This window comes from Mesorhizobium kowhaii, from assembly GCF_042431665.1.
Taxonomy (GTDB): Bacteria; Pseudomonadota; Alphaproteobacteria; order Rhizobiales; family Rhizobiaceae; genus Mesorhizobium; species Mesorhizobium kowhaii.
Map to the genome: position 1 here is coordinate 1 of NZ_JBHLYT010000242.1, position 15404 is coordinate 15404.

General features: G+C 59.1%; 13 protein-coding genes. 9 read left to right on the forward strand and 4 right to left on the reverse strand.

Translation table 11 applies throughout. The features are described 5' to 3' along the window. Window positions 1–262: 262 nt before the first annotated feature. Window positions 263–1837, reverse strand: a complete 1575-nt coding sequence (gene xopAG, locus ACFFNA_RS40455; protein WP_378926033.1) for a XopAG/AvrGf1 family type III secretion system effector — start codon at window positions 1835–1837, stop codon at window positions 263–265. Window positions 1838–2538: 701 nt separating this feature from the next. Here xopAG and tssA point away from each other — a divergent pair. The 9 genes from tssA to ACFFNA_RS40500 all read left to right on the forward strand — a co-directional run bounded on the left by tssA (window position 2539) and on the right by ACFFNA_RS40500 (window position 12141). Continuing rightward, the gene (gene tssA, locus ACFFNA_RS40460; protein WP_095090142.1) at window positions 2539–3528 is read left to right on the forward strand and encodes a type VI secretion system protein TssA; all 990 of its coding nucleotides are present in this window, start codon (window positions 2539–2541) and stop codon (window positions 3526–3528) included. Window positions 3529–3567: 39 nt separating this feature from the next. Then, window positions 3568–4101 (forward strand): type VI secretion system contractile sheath small subunit, encoded by a 534-nt coding sequence (gene tssB, locus ACFFNA_RS40465; protein ID WP_095090504.1) that lies wholly within the window; start codon window positions 3568–3570, stop codon window positions 4099–4101. Between the two features lie 8 nt (window positions 4102–4109). Next, window positions 4110–5612, forward strand: coding sequence for a type VI secretion system contractile sheath large subunit (gene tssC / locus ACFFNA_RS40470; protein ID WP_095090143.1), 1503 nt, complete (start codon window positions 4110–4112; stop codon window positions 5610–5612). Window positions 5613–5743: 131 nt separating this feature from the next. Continuing rightward, window positions 5744–6280, forward strand: a complete 537-nt coding sequence (locus ACFFNA_RS40475; protein ID WP_095090145.1) for a type VI secretion system tube protein Hcp — start codon at window positions 5744–5746, stop codon at window positions 6278–6280. A gap of 54 nt (window positions 6281–6334) precedes the next feature. After that, window positions 6335–6838, forward strand: coding sequence for a type VI secretion system baseplate subunit TssE (gene tssE / locus ACFFNA_RS40480; protein WP_378926036.1), 504 nt, complete (start codon window positions 6335–6337; stop codon window positions 6836–6838). Next, window positions 6838–8724 (forward strand): type VI secretion system baseplate subunit TssF, encoded by a 1887-nt coding sequence (gene tssF / locus ACFFNA_RS40485; protein ID WP_095090148.1) that lies wholly within the window; start codon window positions 6838–6840, stop codon window positions 8722–8724. The genes tssE and tssF overlap by 1 nt, the downstream gene beginning before the upstream one ends. Next, entirely contained in the window at window positions 8688–9761 is a 1074-nt protein-coding gene (gene tssG / locus ACFFNA_RS40490; protein ID WP_095090505.1) for a type VI secretion system baseplate subunit TssG, read from the forward strand. The genes tssF and tssG overlap by 37 nt, the downstream gene beginning before the upstream one ends. Window positions 9762–9880: 119 nt before the next feature. After that, complete coding sequence (locus ACFFNA_RS40495; RefSeq protein ID WP_378926038.1) at window positions 9881–11827, forward strand: type VI secretion system Vgr family protein; 1947 nt, start codon at window positions 9881–9883, stop codon at window positions 11825–11827. A 191-nt stretch (window positions 11828–12018) separates the two neighbouring features. Continuing rightward, complete coding sequence (locus tag ACFFNA_RS40500) at window positions 12019–12141, forward strand: hypothetical protein (RefSeq protein WP_378926040.1); 123 nt, start codon at window positions 12019–12021, stop codon at window positions 12139–12141. A gap of 90 nt (window positions 12142–12231) precedes the next feature. On the opposite strand, the gene ACFFNA_RS40505 is transcribed toward ACFFNA_RS40500, so the two are convergent. From ACFFNA_RS40505 to tnpC, 3 genes are all read right to left on the reverse strand, one after another. Then, window positions 12232–12810: a UPF0149 family protein gene (locus ACFFNA_RS40505; RefSeq protein WP_378926041.1), complete on the reverse strand. Its 579-nt coding sequence runs from the start codon at window positions 12808–12810 to the stop codon at window positions 12232–12234. Between the two features lie 344 nt (window positions 12811–13154). Then, a complete protein-coding gene (locus tag ACFFNA_RS40510) occupies window positions 13155–14189 on the reverse strand; it encodes an IS110 family RNA-guided transposase (RefSeq protein WP_378926043.1) in 1035 nt (344 codons plus the stop codon). Continuing rightward, a complete protein-coding gene (tnpC, locus tag ACFFNA_RS40515; protein WP_378926045.1) occupies window positions 14083–15375 on the reverse strand; it encodes an IS66 family transposase in 1293 nt (430 codons plus the stop codon). The genes ACFFNA_RS40510 and tnpC overlap by 107 nt, the downstream gene beginning before the upstream one ends. Between the last annotated feature and the right edge of the window lie 29 nt (window positions 15376–15404).

The following is a 15404-nucleotide window of genomic DNA, read 5'->3' on the forward strand; positions in this document are numbered from 1 at the left end:
GGCGAGTGGTTTCGGTCCAGGGCATCGTGATCTCCGTCGAATCTCAGCAATCCGACTGAATCACAACCCGCTGAAATCACTCACTTCTTTTTGGAGCAGATACTTAGAGCCGCGGCGGTCCACCAAATGCCTTCTGGATCAACGGCGAAGCAGCGGAATCCGACGCTGCACGCATCGAACCACCTGCGAATGATCGCCAAGCAACATCGAATGCCGTCGAGGCCGGTCCTTCCCAATGGTATCGGTTAAAGCGCGGGCCTGTCTACGTAGAAGGCCCGACACTATCACCAATACGCTTCGAGAGGTTCCTTCCACCATAAAACTCTTCCGCTGCCTTTCGGCAGACAACCGTGTAGAACTCATCAGCATCCTCGATGGTGTAGCCAGCGCCCGCGAAACAGCCGCGCGCTATCTCGTGAAGCGTATGCCGCATTGAACCCGTGTCATCGTACACTGCGTTGACGCACGCAATGATTACCATGACCTCTTCCTTCGAGAGCCGCTGCCGACCACTCATTAAACGAGCGTGGTTGATGCAGGCGACGGCATTGGCGCATGTGAATGAATCGCCCAGTCCAGAGCAGTCCTCGAAACCATTACCCTGCTCGTTCAACTTGAAATGCGCGATGGGCAGGTATTTCATGTCCGCGATTTGCGGATGGTTCAGATCCGCGACCACTGCGGGCTCCTGACCCGATCGGATCTCCTGGAGCCGGGTTTCGAAATTGTGCAGCCACGGACCCACCAAGCTAGTGTTGCGCTGCAGCTTGTTCTTGTCGGGTTTCTCGAACATCAGAGTCGAATCGAGCTTCTCAGTCTCCACCGGTGACAGGAAGCCGTGCTCAACCAGAGTCTTCATCACGACCTTTTCGGCATGGCCCCAGTGCGCAGCATAGACCTGTCTAAAATTAAGAATGGCTTGGCCGGCCGCGAACTGAGCTTCCTCGCCAAGCCCGCAGTCCTTGTCGAGGAGTGCTTCGAGTGTCTCGTTGCATCGCTTGAGAGTTACGCCCTTCTCGCTGCGGATGGTATCGTGGAAGTGCCGGGCACCCTTGTTCACGAAGGGATGAGTGATTGACCTTGACGTGTAGCCGTAGGCACCGGTCTTCTCGTTGAGTACGCCTGTCAAAGCGTACTTGTTCTTCTGATCGTACAGCTGGCTCTTTGTAAGGTCCGGATCCTTGGGGACTTGCGGCGGCCTGTACTTGGTCACGCACTCATTTTTAACAAGATGACCCTTCATGCACGCCAGGTTCAGAATGAGTGACGCGCGCGCCTGCTCATCGTCCACGAGGCGCGCGACGTGCACGCGGGTCGCCGCCCGGTAATCAATCAACGTTGCAAATTGATTGTTGCCACAGGTACGGATTCGATCCGCGGTGCGCTCACTCGAACGCTGGGTTTCGGCGCCGGCGGCGTGATAGCTGTCATAATACTCCCTCGCTTTCGCGTGAGCGGTCCTGAGCCGCTCGTTGCTGGTGAAGCCCATTTTCCCGTCATGCAACGCCGTGGTGGACAGGAAGAAGTTGTTGGCGACTTCGTTGTAGGCGTAGCCCGCACCCGCGAGGAACAAGCCGTACTTAACCGCGCGCGCGGAAAGGCTCGATCCTTGCCCCGTTCCGCCTTTCCCCGCTCCTTTCCTGCCGAGCTCTCCCTCCGGATTCAGCAGTGCAGAATGCCTTGCAGGGGGTGGCGCCGTGCTCTGGGAACCAACCTCGGTGAGTGCACGAACCCAAGCGTAAAATACACTCCTCGCACTCGGATCCCCAGCCACTCCGTCAAGAAGCCGCTGGGTCACCGTTAATGCGCCTTTAGGTTCTCTATTTCCACCCCTCATGTCGCCCTTACGACGCCTCCGCTTCGCCGCTTTTTAATCTGCCGCACAGATCGATGTCGCGGTTACCAAACACCTGGCGCGTCAGCTCGCCCTTAATTTCGCGGGCGATCTCGTTACGGATGTGAATCCGAGCTCCCGCTCGGCGTCAGCGTCGCCGGCACCGGTCAAACCTGCTCTGGCCAGTCATCGCTGCAGGCGTCTTGTTGCCTCTTCCCGATTCTCATTTTCTCTTTGATCCTCTTTTGCAACCCATGCGTCCAGGACGTGGTCCAGCTCCGCTTCCCCTTGGGTCATGCCTTCGATCCACCATTCCGTGGTCACTGCCGCCACTCCATACCAGGATAGTGAGCGTCCCATGCTAGTGCCTGGCAGCCGCCCCTTGCCATGCACAATCAATATTCCATGATGCACGGCGACAGAGTTGCTCTCGGTCAGGCTCGACGACCAAGCAGCCTCGTGGCCGCCCCTTTTTGCAGAATTTGACGCACACAACCGCTCACCCCAGGCATTCACTGCTCCTCTACATGCGCAGCCGATATCAGCCACAGGATGAAGCGTGGACTCCGCGCTTCAGCATACCTGCATATCAATCACGCATGCGAAATATCCCGGGATCATCATTAAAATGAGCGAAAGGGCCCAAGGCACTCCGGGATCGGGGTAGCACGGACCCAGTAAAAGTCACGACGTCCAGGGTTGTCATGCTCGATGCAGAATATCTATTGAGGCCGGTCAGCGAGGGCAACGCGTGCGGGGACGCTCTCGATTACGACTTAAGCTTCCTGGAATTTGAGATGGCGTCGCAGGGGAGGCCTGCCCAGCATATCGGCGGCTCTCTCAAGGCGGAAGAGGCTCCCAATTGGGAAGAGGTGTGGCGGCTCGGCCTCGACCTTGCTACGCGTACCAAAGACCTTCGCATCGGCGTCTTGCTGACACGCTCCGCTGTCAGCCAGTTCGGCTTCTCTGGACTGGCCAAGAGCCTTGAGCTTCTCGTCGCTTATGTCGAGATTTACTGGCCGGAGCTACATCCGCGGCCGGATGCAGACGACGGCGGCGACCAGACCGTGCGTCTCAATGCTTTGGCAAATCTGTGCGATCCCTCCGGGCTTATGGCGGACATCCGCCGCGTTCCTCTCACCGCTTCCAGGCGGTTCGGAGCATTTGCGCTCGGTGACTGGATGTCAGCGCAGCAGTCTCAGCCATGTGAAGTTGATACCACGACCATCAAACTCGCCTTTGGCGACACCGATCCTGGCCAGTTCGACCAAACAAGCGGTGATCTCGACGCCAGCCTCTCGGCGGTCATCGATTTGGATGGTAGCGTTAAGCGGCGCGTCGACATGGCCGAAGCCGTCCGTTTCCAACCTCTAACAGCGCTGCTTCGCCAAGGCAAGGAACTGGTCGATGCCCATAGACGCTCCGAGCCCGTGGCCGCAATGCCCCTGTCGGAGGATTCTGGCGACGCCCCATATCCGGGAGAGATCCGCGACCGAGATGACGTCGTCAATATCCTCGGCCGCGTTTGCCGCTGGTATCAAGTTAACGAGCCGGCCAGCCCCGTACCAGCGCTGCTCGAGCGGGCGAAGCGTCTCGTGTCGAAGGACTTCATGGCTCTAGTGGCAGAGCTGGCGCCGGAGGGTGCTGCGCACTACCGCTCCATAGCCGGCCTGATTGCCGACGAGGGTACTTGAGGCATCGCAACTTCATAGCCGACAAGGAGAATGGAACACATGGCAAAGGAGAGCAGTCAAAAGTTCATTTCGCGAAATCGCCCTCCTCGCGTCCAAATCGAATACGACGTCGAGACCTACGGCTCGCAAAAGAAGGTGCAGCTTCCCTTCGTGGTCGGCGTCATGTCTGATCTCGTAGGCGATCCTGCCGCGCCGTTGCCTCCGCTTGCCGAGCGCAAGATGATGGAGATCGACATTGACAACTTCGATGATCGGCTCAAATCGCTGAAGCCCAGGGTGGCGATGCGGGTAGCGAACCTGTTGACGGGCGAAGGCCAGCTTGCCATCGAATTGAGTTTCGAGCGAATGCACGATTTCTCGCCTGCGGCCGTGGCGCGTAAGGTCGACAGTTTGAACAAGCTGCTTGAGGCGCGAACGCAGCTTTCTAATCTTCTAGCCTACATGGACGGCAAGAACGGTGCCGAGCGGTTGATCGCCAATTTGCTCGCCGACCGGTCCCTGCTCAGCGCCCTGAGCGGCGTGCCCGAGGCTGAACATAAAGCGCCTCAGTTGCCACCCACAGAGACGAAGTAGAATTGATCATGACGTCCACAGATACAATCTCCGCCGTGTTGCAAGACGCCACTGTTGCTACGTTTGATCCGGACGGTTTCAGCAGCTTGCTACAATGCGAGTTAAGGATCTACTCGGACCAAGCCCGTGATGCCGTGGATAGCGCAGTCAGAACACTGGCCGAGCAGGCGCTTGGTAACACGTCCCTGATCAGCGACGACATCGTGGCTACTATCCAGTCGATTATTGCGTCCATCGATGACAAGCTGTCCACACAAGTCAACGAGATCCTCCATCACGAGGATTTCCAAAATCTGGAATCAGCCTGGCGGGGCTTGCATCACCTTACGGTGAACACCGAGACAGACGAGACGCTAAAGATTCGCTTTCTTCCCGTCTCCAAGAAGGAGCTTTCTCGTGCCCTGAAAAAATACAAGGGCGTCTCCTGGGATCAGAGCCCGCTATTCAAGAAAATCTACGAAGAAGAATATGGGCAGATCGGCGGTGAACCCTATGGCTGCCTGATTGCCGACTACTATTTCGACCATACCCCGCCAGACATAGAATTGCTATCGGGACTCGCGCAAATTGCTGCGGCAAGCCACTCCCCTCTCATTTCTGCTGTCTCCCCGCATCTGCTGCAGATGGACTCTTGGCGCGAGCTCTCGAACCCACGCGACATCACGAAGATTTTCCTAACGCCCGAGCACGCCACTTGGCGAGCATTTCGCGAGAGCGAAAACTCGCGATACGTGGCGCTGACGCTGCCGCGCACCCTCGGGCGGTTGCCCTACGGGACCAAGACCAACCCGGTCGACGAATTCGCCTTCGAGGAGGAGACGGACGGCGGCGATAGCCAAAGGTACCTCTGGACGAACGCAGCCTATGCCATGGGGGTAAACATCACACGCTCGTTTAAGCTCTACGGCTGGCTCTCCAGAATACGCGGTGTAGAATCCGGTGGCCTCGTCGAAGGCCTGCCGGTGCATACCTTCCGAAGCGACGACGGCGGCGTTGATCTAAAATGCCCCACTGAGACCGCGATCAGCGACCGCCGCGAGGCCGAGCTCTCCAAGAACGGCCTTCTGCCGCTGCTGCACCGCAAGAATACCGATCTTGGCGTATTTATTGGCGCTCAGACCGTCAACAAACCGATCAAGTACGAAGACTTGGACGCGTCAGCGAATGCTGAGCTCAGCGCTAGGCTACCCTACATTTTCGCAATCTGCCGCTTTGCCCATTATTTGAAGTGCCTGGTTCGGGACAAGATTGGCACGTTTAAAGAGCGCCATGAGGTCGAGGAGTGGCTCAACCAATGGATCCAGCGTTACGTCCACCCCTCGCCCGAGCTGGGGAGCGAAGAAAGCAAGGCACAACAGCCGCTCTCCTCAGCCAAGGTCGAGGTGGACGAGGCTGAAGACAATCCTGGTTATTACACTGCCAGATTCTATCTGCGGCCGCATTACCAGCTTGAAGGCTTGACCATCTCTCTGAGGCTGGTGTCGCGCCTGCCGTCTGCCCGAAAAGGCTGAGAGGGTACGTCCTTCCATAAAGGAAGTGGCGAAGGCAAATTTGGTCCGCAGAGGGCCGTTCGCCGCACCCGGCAGCTCTATATGACAAAACCGCCCGGCCCCAGTGTCACGATACCGAAGGAGAATTCGTCATGGCGTTCGACGCAGTCATGAAGTTCAACACAGTGTCCAAGGATGGCATTCAGCCCAAAGGGGAATCTCTTATCCTGAAGGATGGTTTTACGCTTGCCGACGAATGGAGCTTCTCAATCGAAAACAAGCTCAACATCGGGCCTCACACTGTCGGCGCTGGGACAGGCAAGGCTGAATTCGAGGTTTTCACTATTAAGAAGCAGGTGGATAGCGCCTCATCCGCGCTGTACGTGGCCTGCGGTCGAGGCGCGCATTTTAACGACGTTGACTTAAAGCTCTTCAAGTCGACAGGCAGCGGACTTCTCACAGCTGATTCCAACCTATTCTTGCACTGGAGTTTCAACATGCTCGCGATCGAGAAGGTCGAGTGGGCCTATGCGGAAGACGCTCCGGAGGAGACGATCACCTGCCGGTTCGGCGCCTGCAAGATGATCTATTACAAGCAGGATATGCATGGCGCTCTAACCAAGGCAGGCGAAGGGATCTGGAACCAGGTCTCGAACAGCGCCGAGTTCAATAAGCTGGTTGTCAGCTGACGGTGGCGAAATTGGCAGTCGCCTCGTCGAAAATTGCGATTCTGGAGATCGAACATGACCAGGCATCTTAGGCGGGATCTGGTGCAGCCTTCCCTCCTCGACAGGCTCACTGACGATGAGCCGAACAGCGCGTGCGAAACGCAGGACAAGCGCAGTTTCTCAATTCGCCAACTACAAGAGGTGATTCTACGCGACGTGTCCTGGCTGTTGAACACGAATCAATTGGCTTCAAGCGTGGCACTCCACGCATACCCCCTCGTCGCGGCCAGCACACTCAACTACGGGGTCCGGCCTCTCAGCGGGCACATCCGCGAAGGCATCGATTCGAGCGCCTTGGGAGACGAAATCGCCGAGAGCCTGCAGCGATTCGAGCCGCGGCTCTTACCGCGCAGTATTAAGGTGATGGTCCTCAACGACGGACAGGACTGCAGCTCCTTTCGCTTTAAGATTGCGGCCGATCTGTGGGCGCTGCCTGCTCCGCTGCCGATGACAATGCGCACGGAGGTGGATCCCGAACTCCAAGTTGTCCGTGTTGGTTTGGATCCGGAGACAAGCTGATGGATCCCCGGCTTCTCGGATTGTACAACGATGAGCTGGCCTACATGCGCGAGATGGGGGCCGAATTTGCTCGCTCCTTCCCGAAGGTTGCCGGACGGCTCGGGATGGAAGCAGAAGAGGTCGCCGATCCTTATGTCGAGCGGCTGCTGGAAGGCTTCGCCTTCATGGCCGCGCGGGTGCAGCTGAAGCTGCAGTCACGTTTCCCGAATTTCACGCAGCACCTGTTGGAGATGGTGTATCCGCACTTTCTACCGCCGATACCGTCGATGACGATCGTGCGCTTCGAACCGGATGCGGAAGCCGGACCGATCGAGAATGCATACGTCGTGCCGCGCGGAACCAAACTTTTCGGCCGACTCGCTCCGGGCGCCGTCACCCATTGCGAGTTCCGCACGGCTCACGACGTCCATCTATGGCCGATCATGGTGAGCGCCGCCGACTACTTCGCGACGCCCGGGCAGATCTCCTCCCTGGATCTTCCGGCCCGGCAACAGGTGAAGGCTGCCTTTCGACTGCGGCTTCGTACCACCAACGGCATGCCATTCAATCGACTCTCACTTAAGGCCCTGACACTACACCTTCTCGGGCCCGGTGGCATCGGTGCGGCGCTTGCCGAGCAGCTGATCGCCGACACACGCGCCATCGTTGCCCGTCCCGTCGGCCGGCCAATCACTTGGCAGGAGAGAATCCCGCTCAATATGCTGCGGCAGCGTGGTCTCGAGCCGAACTGCGCGCTCCTGCCCGAGGTCCCACGCTCCTTCGACGGTTACCGTCTCCTGCAGGAGTATTTCGCCATCGCGGAGCGGACGTTGTTCGTCGAGGTGAGTGGGCTTGCCGACGCCGTGTCCCTGTCAACGACGGAAAGCCTCGAGATCGTGTTCGCGCTTGGCCGAGTCGAACCACGGCTGGAACGTCATCTCGGACCTGAGAACATCGCTCTCTTCGCGACCCCTGCGATCAATTTGTTCGAACGCCAAGCTGATCGAATTCACGTGAGGGAAAAAGACCATGAGCATAATGTAATCGTAGACAGGATGAGGCCCCTCGACTTTGAGGTTCACTCCATCCTCGCAATGAGTGGCTACGGAGAGAGCAACGGAGCAGCCCCCGCCGAGTTCCTCCCCTTCTACAGCATCAGCGCGCACGGCCGGGAGGAGCAGCACTCCAGGTACTACATGCTCCGGCGGGAGCAGCGGCAGATGTCGGAGCACCAACGATCGAATGGGGCGCGAACTGGCTATATCGGCAGCGAGACCTTCGTCTCTCTGGTCGATCGCCGGGCGGGTCCCTATTCGGCGGGACCTCAGCAGTTGTCGGTGCGCTGCCTGTGCTCGAACCGGGATTTGCCGCTGCTGTTACCGATCGGCCGAGACGAGACCGACTTCACCCTGGAAATCGGCGCTCCGGTTACCGCCACCCGGTGCATATCGCCACCGAGCCGACCAGGCCACTCCTTCGCCAACGGCGATTTCACCTGGAAACTGATCAGCCACCTTTCGCTGAACTACCTTTCAGTCAGTAATTCCGACAGGGGTGGTCACCAAGGCGCAGAGGCGCTGCGCGAACTCCTGCGCCTCTACATCGATCCGGACAATGCGTGCGCCTCACGGCAGATCGACGGCATCCGGGAGATCCGGTCACAACCTGCGATCCGGCGGCTGCCTGGCGGTGGACAAGCCGCCGTGGCACGTGGAATCGAGGTTGGCATCACCCTGGACGAAGCGGCTTTCGAAGGCGTCGGCATCTTTCCGCTCGCCTCGGTACTCAACCAGTTCTTCGCAAAATACGTTTCGATCAACAGCTTCACGGAGACGGTCGTCTCGACGTTGCAACGAGGGGAGATCATGCGATGGCCGACGATGACCGGCCGCCGGGCGATCCTCTGATTGCGGACGCTCTCGGCCAATTCCTCAGCGCCGTTGCAGCCGAACCGCATGGTTACGACTTCTTCGAGGCTCTGCGGCGGGTCGACGCGATCTGCTCAGATCGACCTCGACTGGGGGAATCGGGCCGGCCGAGCCTGGATCGGGTGCGGATCGGCCAAGAGCCCTCGCTCGCCTTTCCGACGCGACCGATCGCGGGCGTGACGGATGGAGGGGAGACTGATTTTGCGCGAATCTCCACTTACCTCTTCGGATTGTTCGGATCCAACGGTCCTCTCCCGTTGCATTTGACGGAGTATGCTCTTCTCAGACAGCAAAACGCCGCGGATGAGACGCTGGTCAGGTTTGCCGATATCTTCCATCACCGTATGGCCTCGTTCTTCTTTCGTGCCTGGGCGGAGAGTGAGCCGACCGTAAGCCACGACAGGCCACACGAAGATCGCTTCGCGCTTCAGCTCGCCTCCCTCGCCGGCTTTGGCATGACCGCCCTGCTTGCACGAGATGCTATGCCCGATCTGGCCAAACTCCACTTCACCGGCCGTCTCGCCTCACACACCCGCAATCCCGAGGGGCTTGCCGCCATCGTCGCGAGCTTCTTCGAGGCGCCGGTCGATACACGTGAGTTTGTCCCGCAATGGGTCAAACTGCCCCGCGTCTCGCTCTGCCTCCTGGGCCTCGACCCGCGCACGGGCAGGCTGGGCTGCACGGCTACTGCCGGTAGGAGGATCAGAGTGCACCACCACCGCTTTCGTCTCATTGTCGGTCCGCTCAGCCTGGTTCAGTACGAGTCGCTTTTGCCCGGGGCTCTCGGTCTTAGGACCATGGCTCAGATCATCCGCAATTATATTGGAGATGAACTGGACTGGGAGGTCAATCTTGTCCTCCGCCGCGAGGAGATGCCGGAAGTGCGGCTGGGTCGCCGCGGCAGGCTCGGCTGGACGAGTTGGATAGGCAAGCGGGAGATGCGGCGGGACGCCGATGACCTAACGACTACCCCGCCTGATCAGCGGCTGGAGCAATTGTGTCCAATTCCGCCGTAACTGCTTGAGCGTGGCGCCCACACCGGTTCGACGACGCTTTCCATCACATTTTGCTAGCGGGTCTTCGGTTGGGTCTTTTCCACTTACGCCAGATCGCAGCGAAACCAAGGAACACAATGATGGTCCGATCAAAAATCGACAATCTCCTGAAGCGCAATTGTTCTGCTGCGGTCACCTTGGCCGCGTTCGACCCCGATGATGTTTTTCTCCGACGGCTCACAGGCAGCGAGCGGCTGGGGCAACTCTTCCACTACGAGGTGAGGCTCGTCAGCCGCCATCCGATCCAGAACTTTGCTACGATTCCCGGGCAAAGCTTGGCGGTAGGCCTTAAACTCAAGGGCTCTGCAATGCGCTTCTTCCACGGCATCGTTACGGAGTTCCAATACTTGGGGCACGATGACGGAGCAAACCTGAACTACGTGGCGCAGATGCGACCTTGGCTTTCGCTTCTCGATTATCGCTCCAACAGTCGGATCTTTCAAAACAAGACCAGCATAGAGATCATCACCACGATTTTTCGGGAACACAAAGGAAATTTTAAGAACCAGACCACCGGACGATTCCCACAGCGCTCCTACTGCGTCCAGTACGATGAGACGGATCTGGCCTTTGTCAGCCGACTGATGGAGCAGGACGGCATCTACTACTATTTTGAACATGCGGAGGACCAACACGACCTAGTGCTGGTCGACAACGCCGCGAGCCACATCGCCTGCGCGCCCGAGATCGTGGAGACGCACCACAACCTCAGGCCTGCGCCAAATCTACATCGGGACGACGTCATCCTGCGTTGGGAGGAGGTCGTGTCGCTCCAGCCGAACAAGGTCGTTCTCAAGGACTACAACCATGAGAAGCCGAGGGCAGAGCTCACGGCCGTCGCGCAAGTTCCTTCCGTGAAGATCGGAGGCATTCCAGCTTGCAAGCCTGTGGAAGGCACCTTCATCCGATCTCCCGAGGCCGGGCGCTTCAGGCCAGTCAATACCTCAACAGCCTTTGGCGGCGGCTCCACGGCAATTCGGGAGACCTTCGTCTATCCGGGACGCTACACCGAAAAAGCGGACGGGGATTTCTATGCTTGCATCCGCGCCGAAGAGCTCGCCTGCAACGCTTATCGTGCGCGGGTCGAATGTACGGCACGCCAGATTAGAACAGGGTTGATCTTCAAGGCTGCGAATCCCTTTTACTATGGCGATGTGGGTGCGCGCCCAACGCCCAGTGATCGGTTTTTGGCGGTCGCGAGTGATTTCACTTTGGTCGCAGAGTTGGGGGACATTCGCACCGAAGCGGACGCCGCGGGTCGGGAGAGAGAAGTCGTATATCGTAGCACGGTGGAGATTATCCCCGCGACCACCCAGTATCGCCCGCCGCGCCGCACGCCCGAGCCGGAGATTCGGGGACCGCATACGGCGGTCGTCGTGGGCCCAAAGGGAGATACGATCGCGACGGACCAGTTCGGCCGCATCAAGGTGCAGTTCTTCTGGGACCGCGAAGGCAATAAGGACGACACCAGCTCCTGTTGGATCAGGGTTGCCCAGAGCTCGGCGGGTAAGGGCTTCGGCCACGTCATCATTCCCCGGATCGGCCAGGAGGTTGTCGTGAACTTTATTCACGGCAATCCAGATTGGCCCCTGGTGACCGGTGTCGTCTACAACGGCTCTAACCTGCCTCCTGAAACCCTGCCGCTGGACAAGACCTGCTCGACTTTCCGAACGCACACCGATCAGGGCGCCGTCAATGCCTACAACGAGCTGCGCTTCGAGGACAAACAAGGTTGCGAAGAGGTCTATCTGAAGGCAGAAAGGGACCATACCGTGGAGGTTGGTAATTCCTATTGCATCGATGTCAAGGGTCAGTACCTCCTGACTTCAGCCGGCAACTGCATCGAGGTGACGCCCGATAAGATCCGCCTTGTGGCAATGGGCAAAACCGGTCAGCAGGCGATCGAAATCAGCGGCAAGGGTATCAGCATCGCCGGTGCGACGATCGGCTTTTGGCAACGACTCCCAGGCTCGGAGCCACCGTTTCCATCCCACCGACGACACCAGGCCCGCCCACGCCAGCGATGATGAAGGCCATGCGGCACCCGTGACGGAGCCCGCGCTCGGTAGGTTCCTCTCAGGAGTGCGAACTGCCTGGAAGGGGGCGACGAAACCCGTCCCACCGCGTGGCTGAAATCAAAACAAAAGCGAGAACGGCGGCGACCTGATCCATTTGCAGGAGTTACCGAGGAGTTGCTTGGCTGGTTTGACGAAGAACCATGGCGGCGAGCCGGGAACGCAGGCAGCAAACCAAGGTGAAGATATGGCGCAAGGAAAAGGTTCACGCGATGGCATTTGATACGCCGCCGACGGTCGCGACCATCAAGATAATGGTCAACTGAGCGGTAAGCGATGCACCAAGGCACCTTGCCCAAAATCGTCTTGTGGCTCGTCTATGGTAGGTCGCTCGTTGGCCGGCGCGCCGGCGCCGATCACTGATGGTAGTGGGTGACGTAGTGGAGTTCGCGGAGGGCTGGGATGACGAGGGCGATGTCTTTGTAGGCCTCGTGCTCGATGAAATGCGCGGTCTCGGGCCCCGGTCGGGGCTTGCCAAGGGCGGGCCTGCCCTTTTTGTCGATGCAGTAGATCAGGATCGGCAGCAGCAGGCCGTGGTTGGGGTTGTCGAGGTCGAGCAGCCGTTTCCAGCGTTTGATGTTGAGATTCATGGCCGCGTAGAACCCTTGGCACCACGGCCGGGGGTCGATGCCGCCGCTGGGCTTGGTGGCGAATCGGGGCGCATAATCCTGCGGTCTGTCGAACAGCGTCTCGTTGAGCCGGTTGTGAATCCTGGCGAGGCTGGCAAACACGGCATGATCGGTTGCAGAGCCTTTGGCCAAGACGTCGCGCGGCAACCCCATGAGCGGGCACATCCAGTCTTGCGGGTCCGCGAACCGCGGCCCGGTGACCGCCGCCGTTACGAAGCCATCCAGCGCCGACATGGTCCGCACCAACGGGCGGCGGGCGGTCTTGGCGGCCATCCAGGCTTCGAGCGCCTCGTCCGACAGCGCCATGTCATCGATCGCGCTCATGCCGCCAAGGAGAGCGGCATCTCTTCGCGGCGCCCCCAGTTCCATATGTGGACGGCTCCCACTTGCAAGTGTTTTTTACAGATATTTTTGATCGGATCGCTTGCTTCCATATGTGCGGCCTTTGTGTGTGGTCGCACATGACCACTGGCCAAGATGGTTTCCGCAACGCATGTTCCTAACACGGCAACGACCTTGAAAGGCCAATGAACTGACGGAGTATCACGCGTCTTGGATCGATCGATCGCACCATCTGCTTTTCTCTTGCAAGTTCACAGCATCAGCTCAACACAGTAGCATTCTATTCTGCTCACCGTGATGACCAATTCCTATGTTGCTTGCGTTTGCTCCTCTGTCCGCCGATACGCCTCGCCGCTCACCATGAGCTTCCACGCAATACGGGCGATCTTGTTGGCGAGCGCCACCGCAACCAGCTTTGGTTTCTTCCGTTGCAGGAGTTCGATCAGCCATCGGGAAGCATGTCTGCTTCGACCTGCTCTGACATGCTGAAGAAGGGCAGTTGCGCCAACCACCAATATGCTCCTCAGCATTTCGTCGCCAGCACGTGTGATCACCCCCAGTCTGACCTTGCCTGCGGTCGAATGGTCTTTGGGCGTGAGGCCTATCCAAGCGGCAAAATCGCGACCCGACTTGAACGTTCGGGGATCTGGGGTCTTCATCATCAAAAGCGATGCGCCGACCGGCCCGACACCCGGAATTTCGGCCAGGCGCCTGCTGCATTCATTGGAGCGGTGCAACGTGGTCAGTTTTTCCTCGACGGCTTTCGTTTCAGCCAGCAAATCTCGATATTCAATGCCATGCATGACAAAAAGCTCGCGGGCCAATTCAGGCAGGGATTGATCCGCCGCAATCCGCTCCAACAGCGGTTCGATGCGGCACATGCCCGTGGCCGCGACGATGCCGAACTCCATGGCAAAACCGCGAATGGCGTTGGCGAGCTGTGTCCGATTGCGAATGAGTCTCTCTCGCACACCGACCAGCATTAACGCCGCCTGCTGGTCCGCGGTCTTCACCGGCACGAAGCGCATCGTCGGTCGGCTCATCGCCTCACACAAAGCTTCCGCGTCCGCCGCGTCGTTCTTGCCGCGTTTCACATAAGGTTTCGCCAACTGAGGCGCTATCAATTTCACCTCATGACCGAACGAACTTAACAGCCTCGCCCAATGATGAGAGCCTCCACAGGCTTCGAGTGCGATAGTAGTCGGCGGCGTTTTCTCGAAGAATTTCACCATCTCCCTACGCGAAAGCTTCTTGCGAAGGACTGGTTGCTCGCCTGCGTTCACTCCATGCAATTGGAAAACGCTCTTTGACGTATCCATGCCAATTCTGATAATCTCTTCCACGGACGGTCTCCCTCGATTGAGCTTTCAACGAACTCATTCTGGCACATTGCGATGCCGTTGGGAGCCGTCCACCCCAACATGGCATCAGCTCGTCCCAGCGCGAGGCTGGCCAGTCGTGCTGGATGCGCTCGGCGACATCGGCCATGTAGGCTTCGGCATCGACGCCGCACAGCTTGCAGGTCTCAATGATGCTGAGCACGACCGCGGACCGCTCTGCCGCGGCGAAGCTGCCCGAGAAAAGCCAATTGCGCCTGCCCACCGTAAATCCACGAATCGCGCGCTCCGCGATCAGGTTGTCGGGCTCGAGCCGGCCATCGTATAGGAAGCGGTTGAACGCGCGCCATCGCTTGGTGCCATAGGCGAAGGCCTTCGCGATATCGGCATGGCGCGACAAACCGTTGCCCTGGCGCATGAGCTGTCGTCGCAGCGCCCGGACCAGGGGTCGGGTCCGCCTTCGTCGTGCGGCCAATCGCTCGGCGGGTGGGAGCCCCCGTATCTCTTCCTCGATCCGGTAGATCGCCTGGATACCGGCCATCGCGGTCGTGCTGAGTTCGGTCGGCTGGCTGTCGTGAACGTCGAATATCTTGCGACGCAGATGGGCCAGGCAGGCAGCTTCTCGAATGGCGCCGCCCTTGTAGATCTGGTTATAGCCGCTGAAACCGTCGGCCTGGAGCGTGCCGGCAAATCCGGCGAGCTCGGTCATGACGCTCTCGCCAGCGCGTCCCATGGTGGCGCGATACCAGGCGATCGGCGGCTCCTGCGAACCCGAGTTGCGGTCGTCGGCGACGTAAACCCAGAGCGCGCCCTTGTGCGTCTTGCCGGTGCCGGGCGCCAGGATCGGAAGCCGCGTGTCGTCGGTGTGAATCTTGGTGCGGGTACGGCCGATCTCGCGGATGCGATTGTAGATCGGATCGAGCAAGGCGGCGGCGTAGCCGGCGCTGCGCGCAAGGGTGGATCGCTCGATATCGACGCCCTTGGCGGCCATCATCTGTGCCTGACGGTAGAAGGGTAGATGATAACCCCACTTCGCCATCATGATATGGGCGAGCGCGGCATAGCTGAGCTTGCCGCGTGCAATGGCCTTGGCTGGTGCCGGCGCCTGGATGATTTTATCGCAGGTCCGGCAGCTGTACTTGGGTCGAATGGTCTCCATCACCTGCCAGGCCTGGGCGACCAGATCGAGCATCTCCTCGCTATCTTCGCCCATGGCGCGCA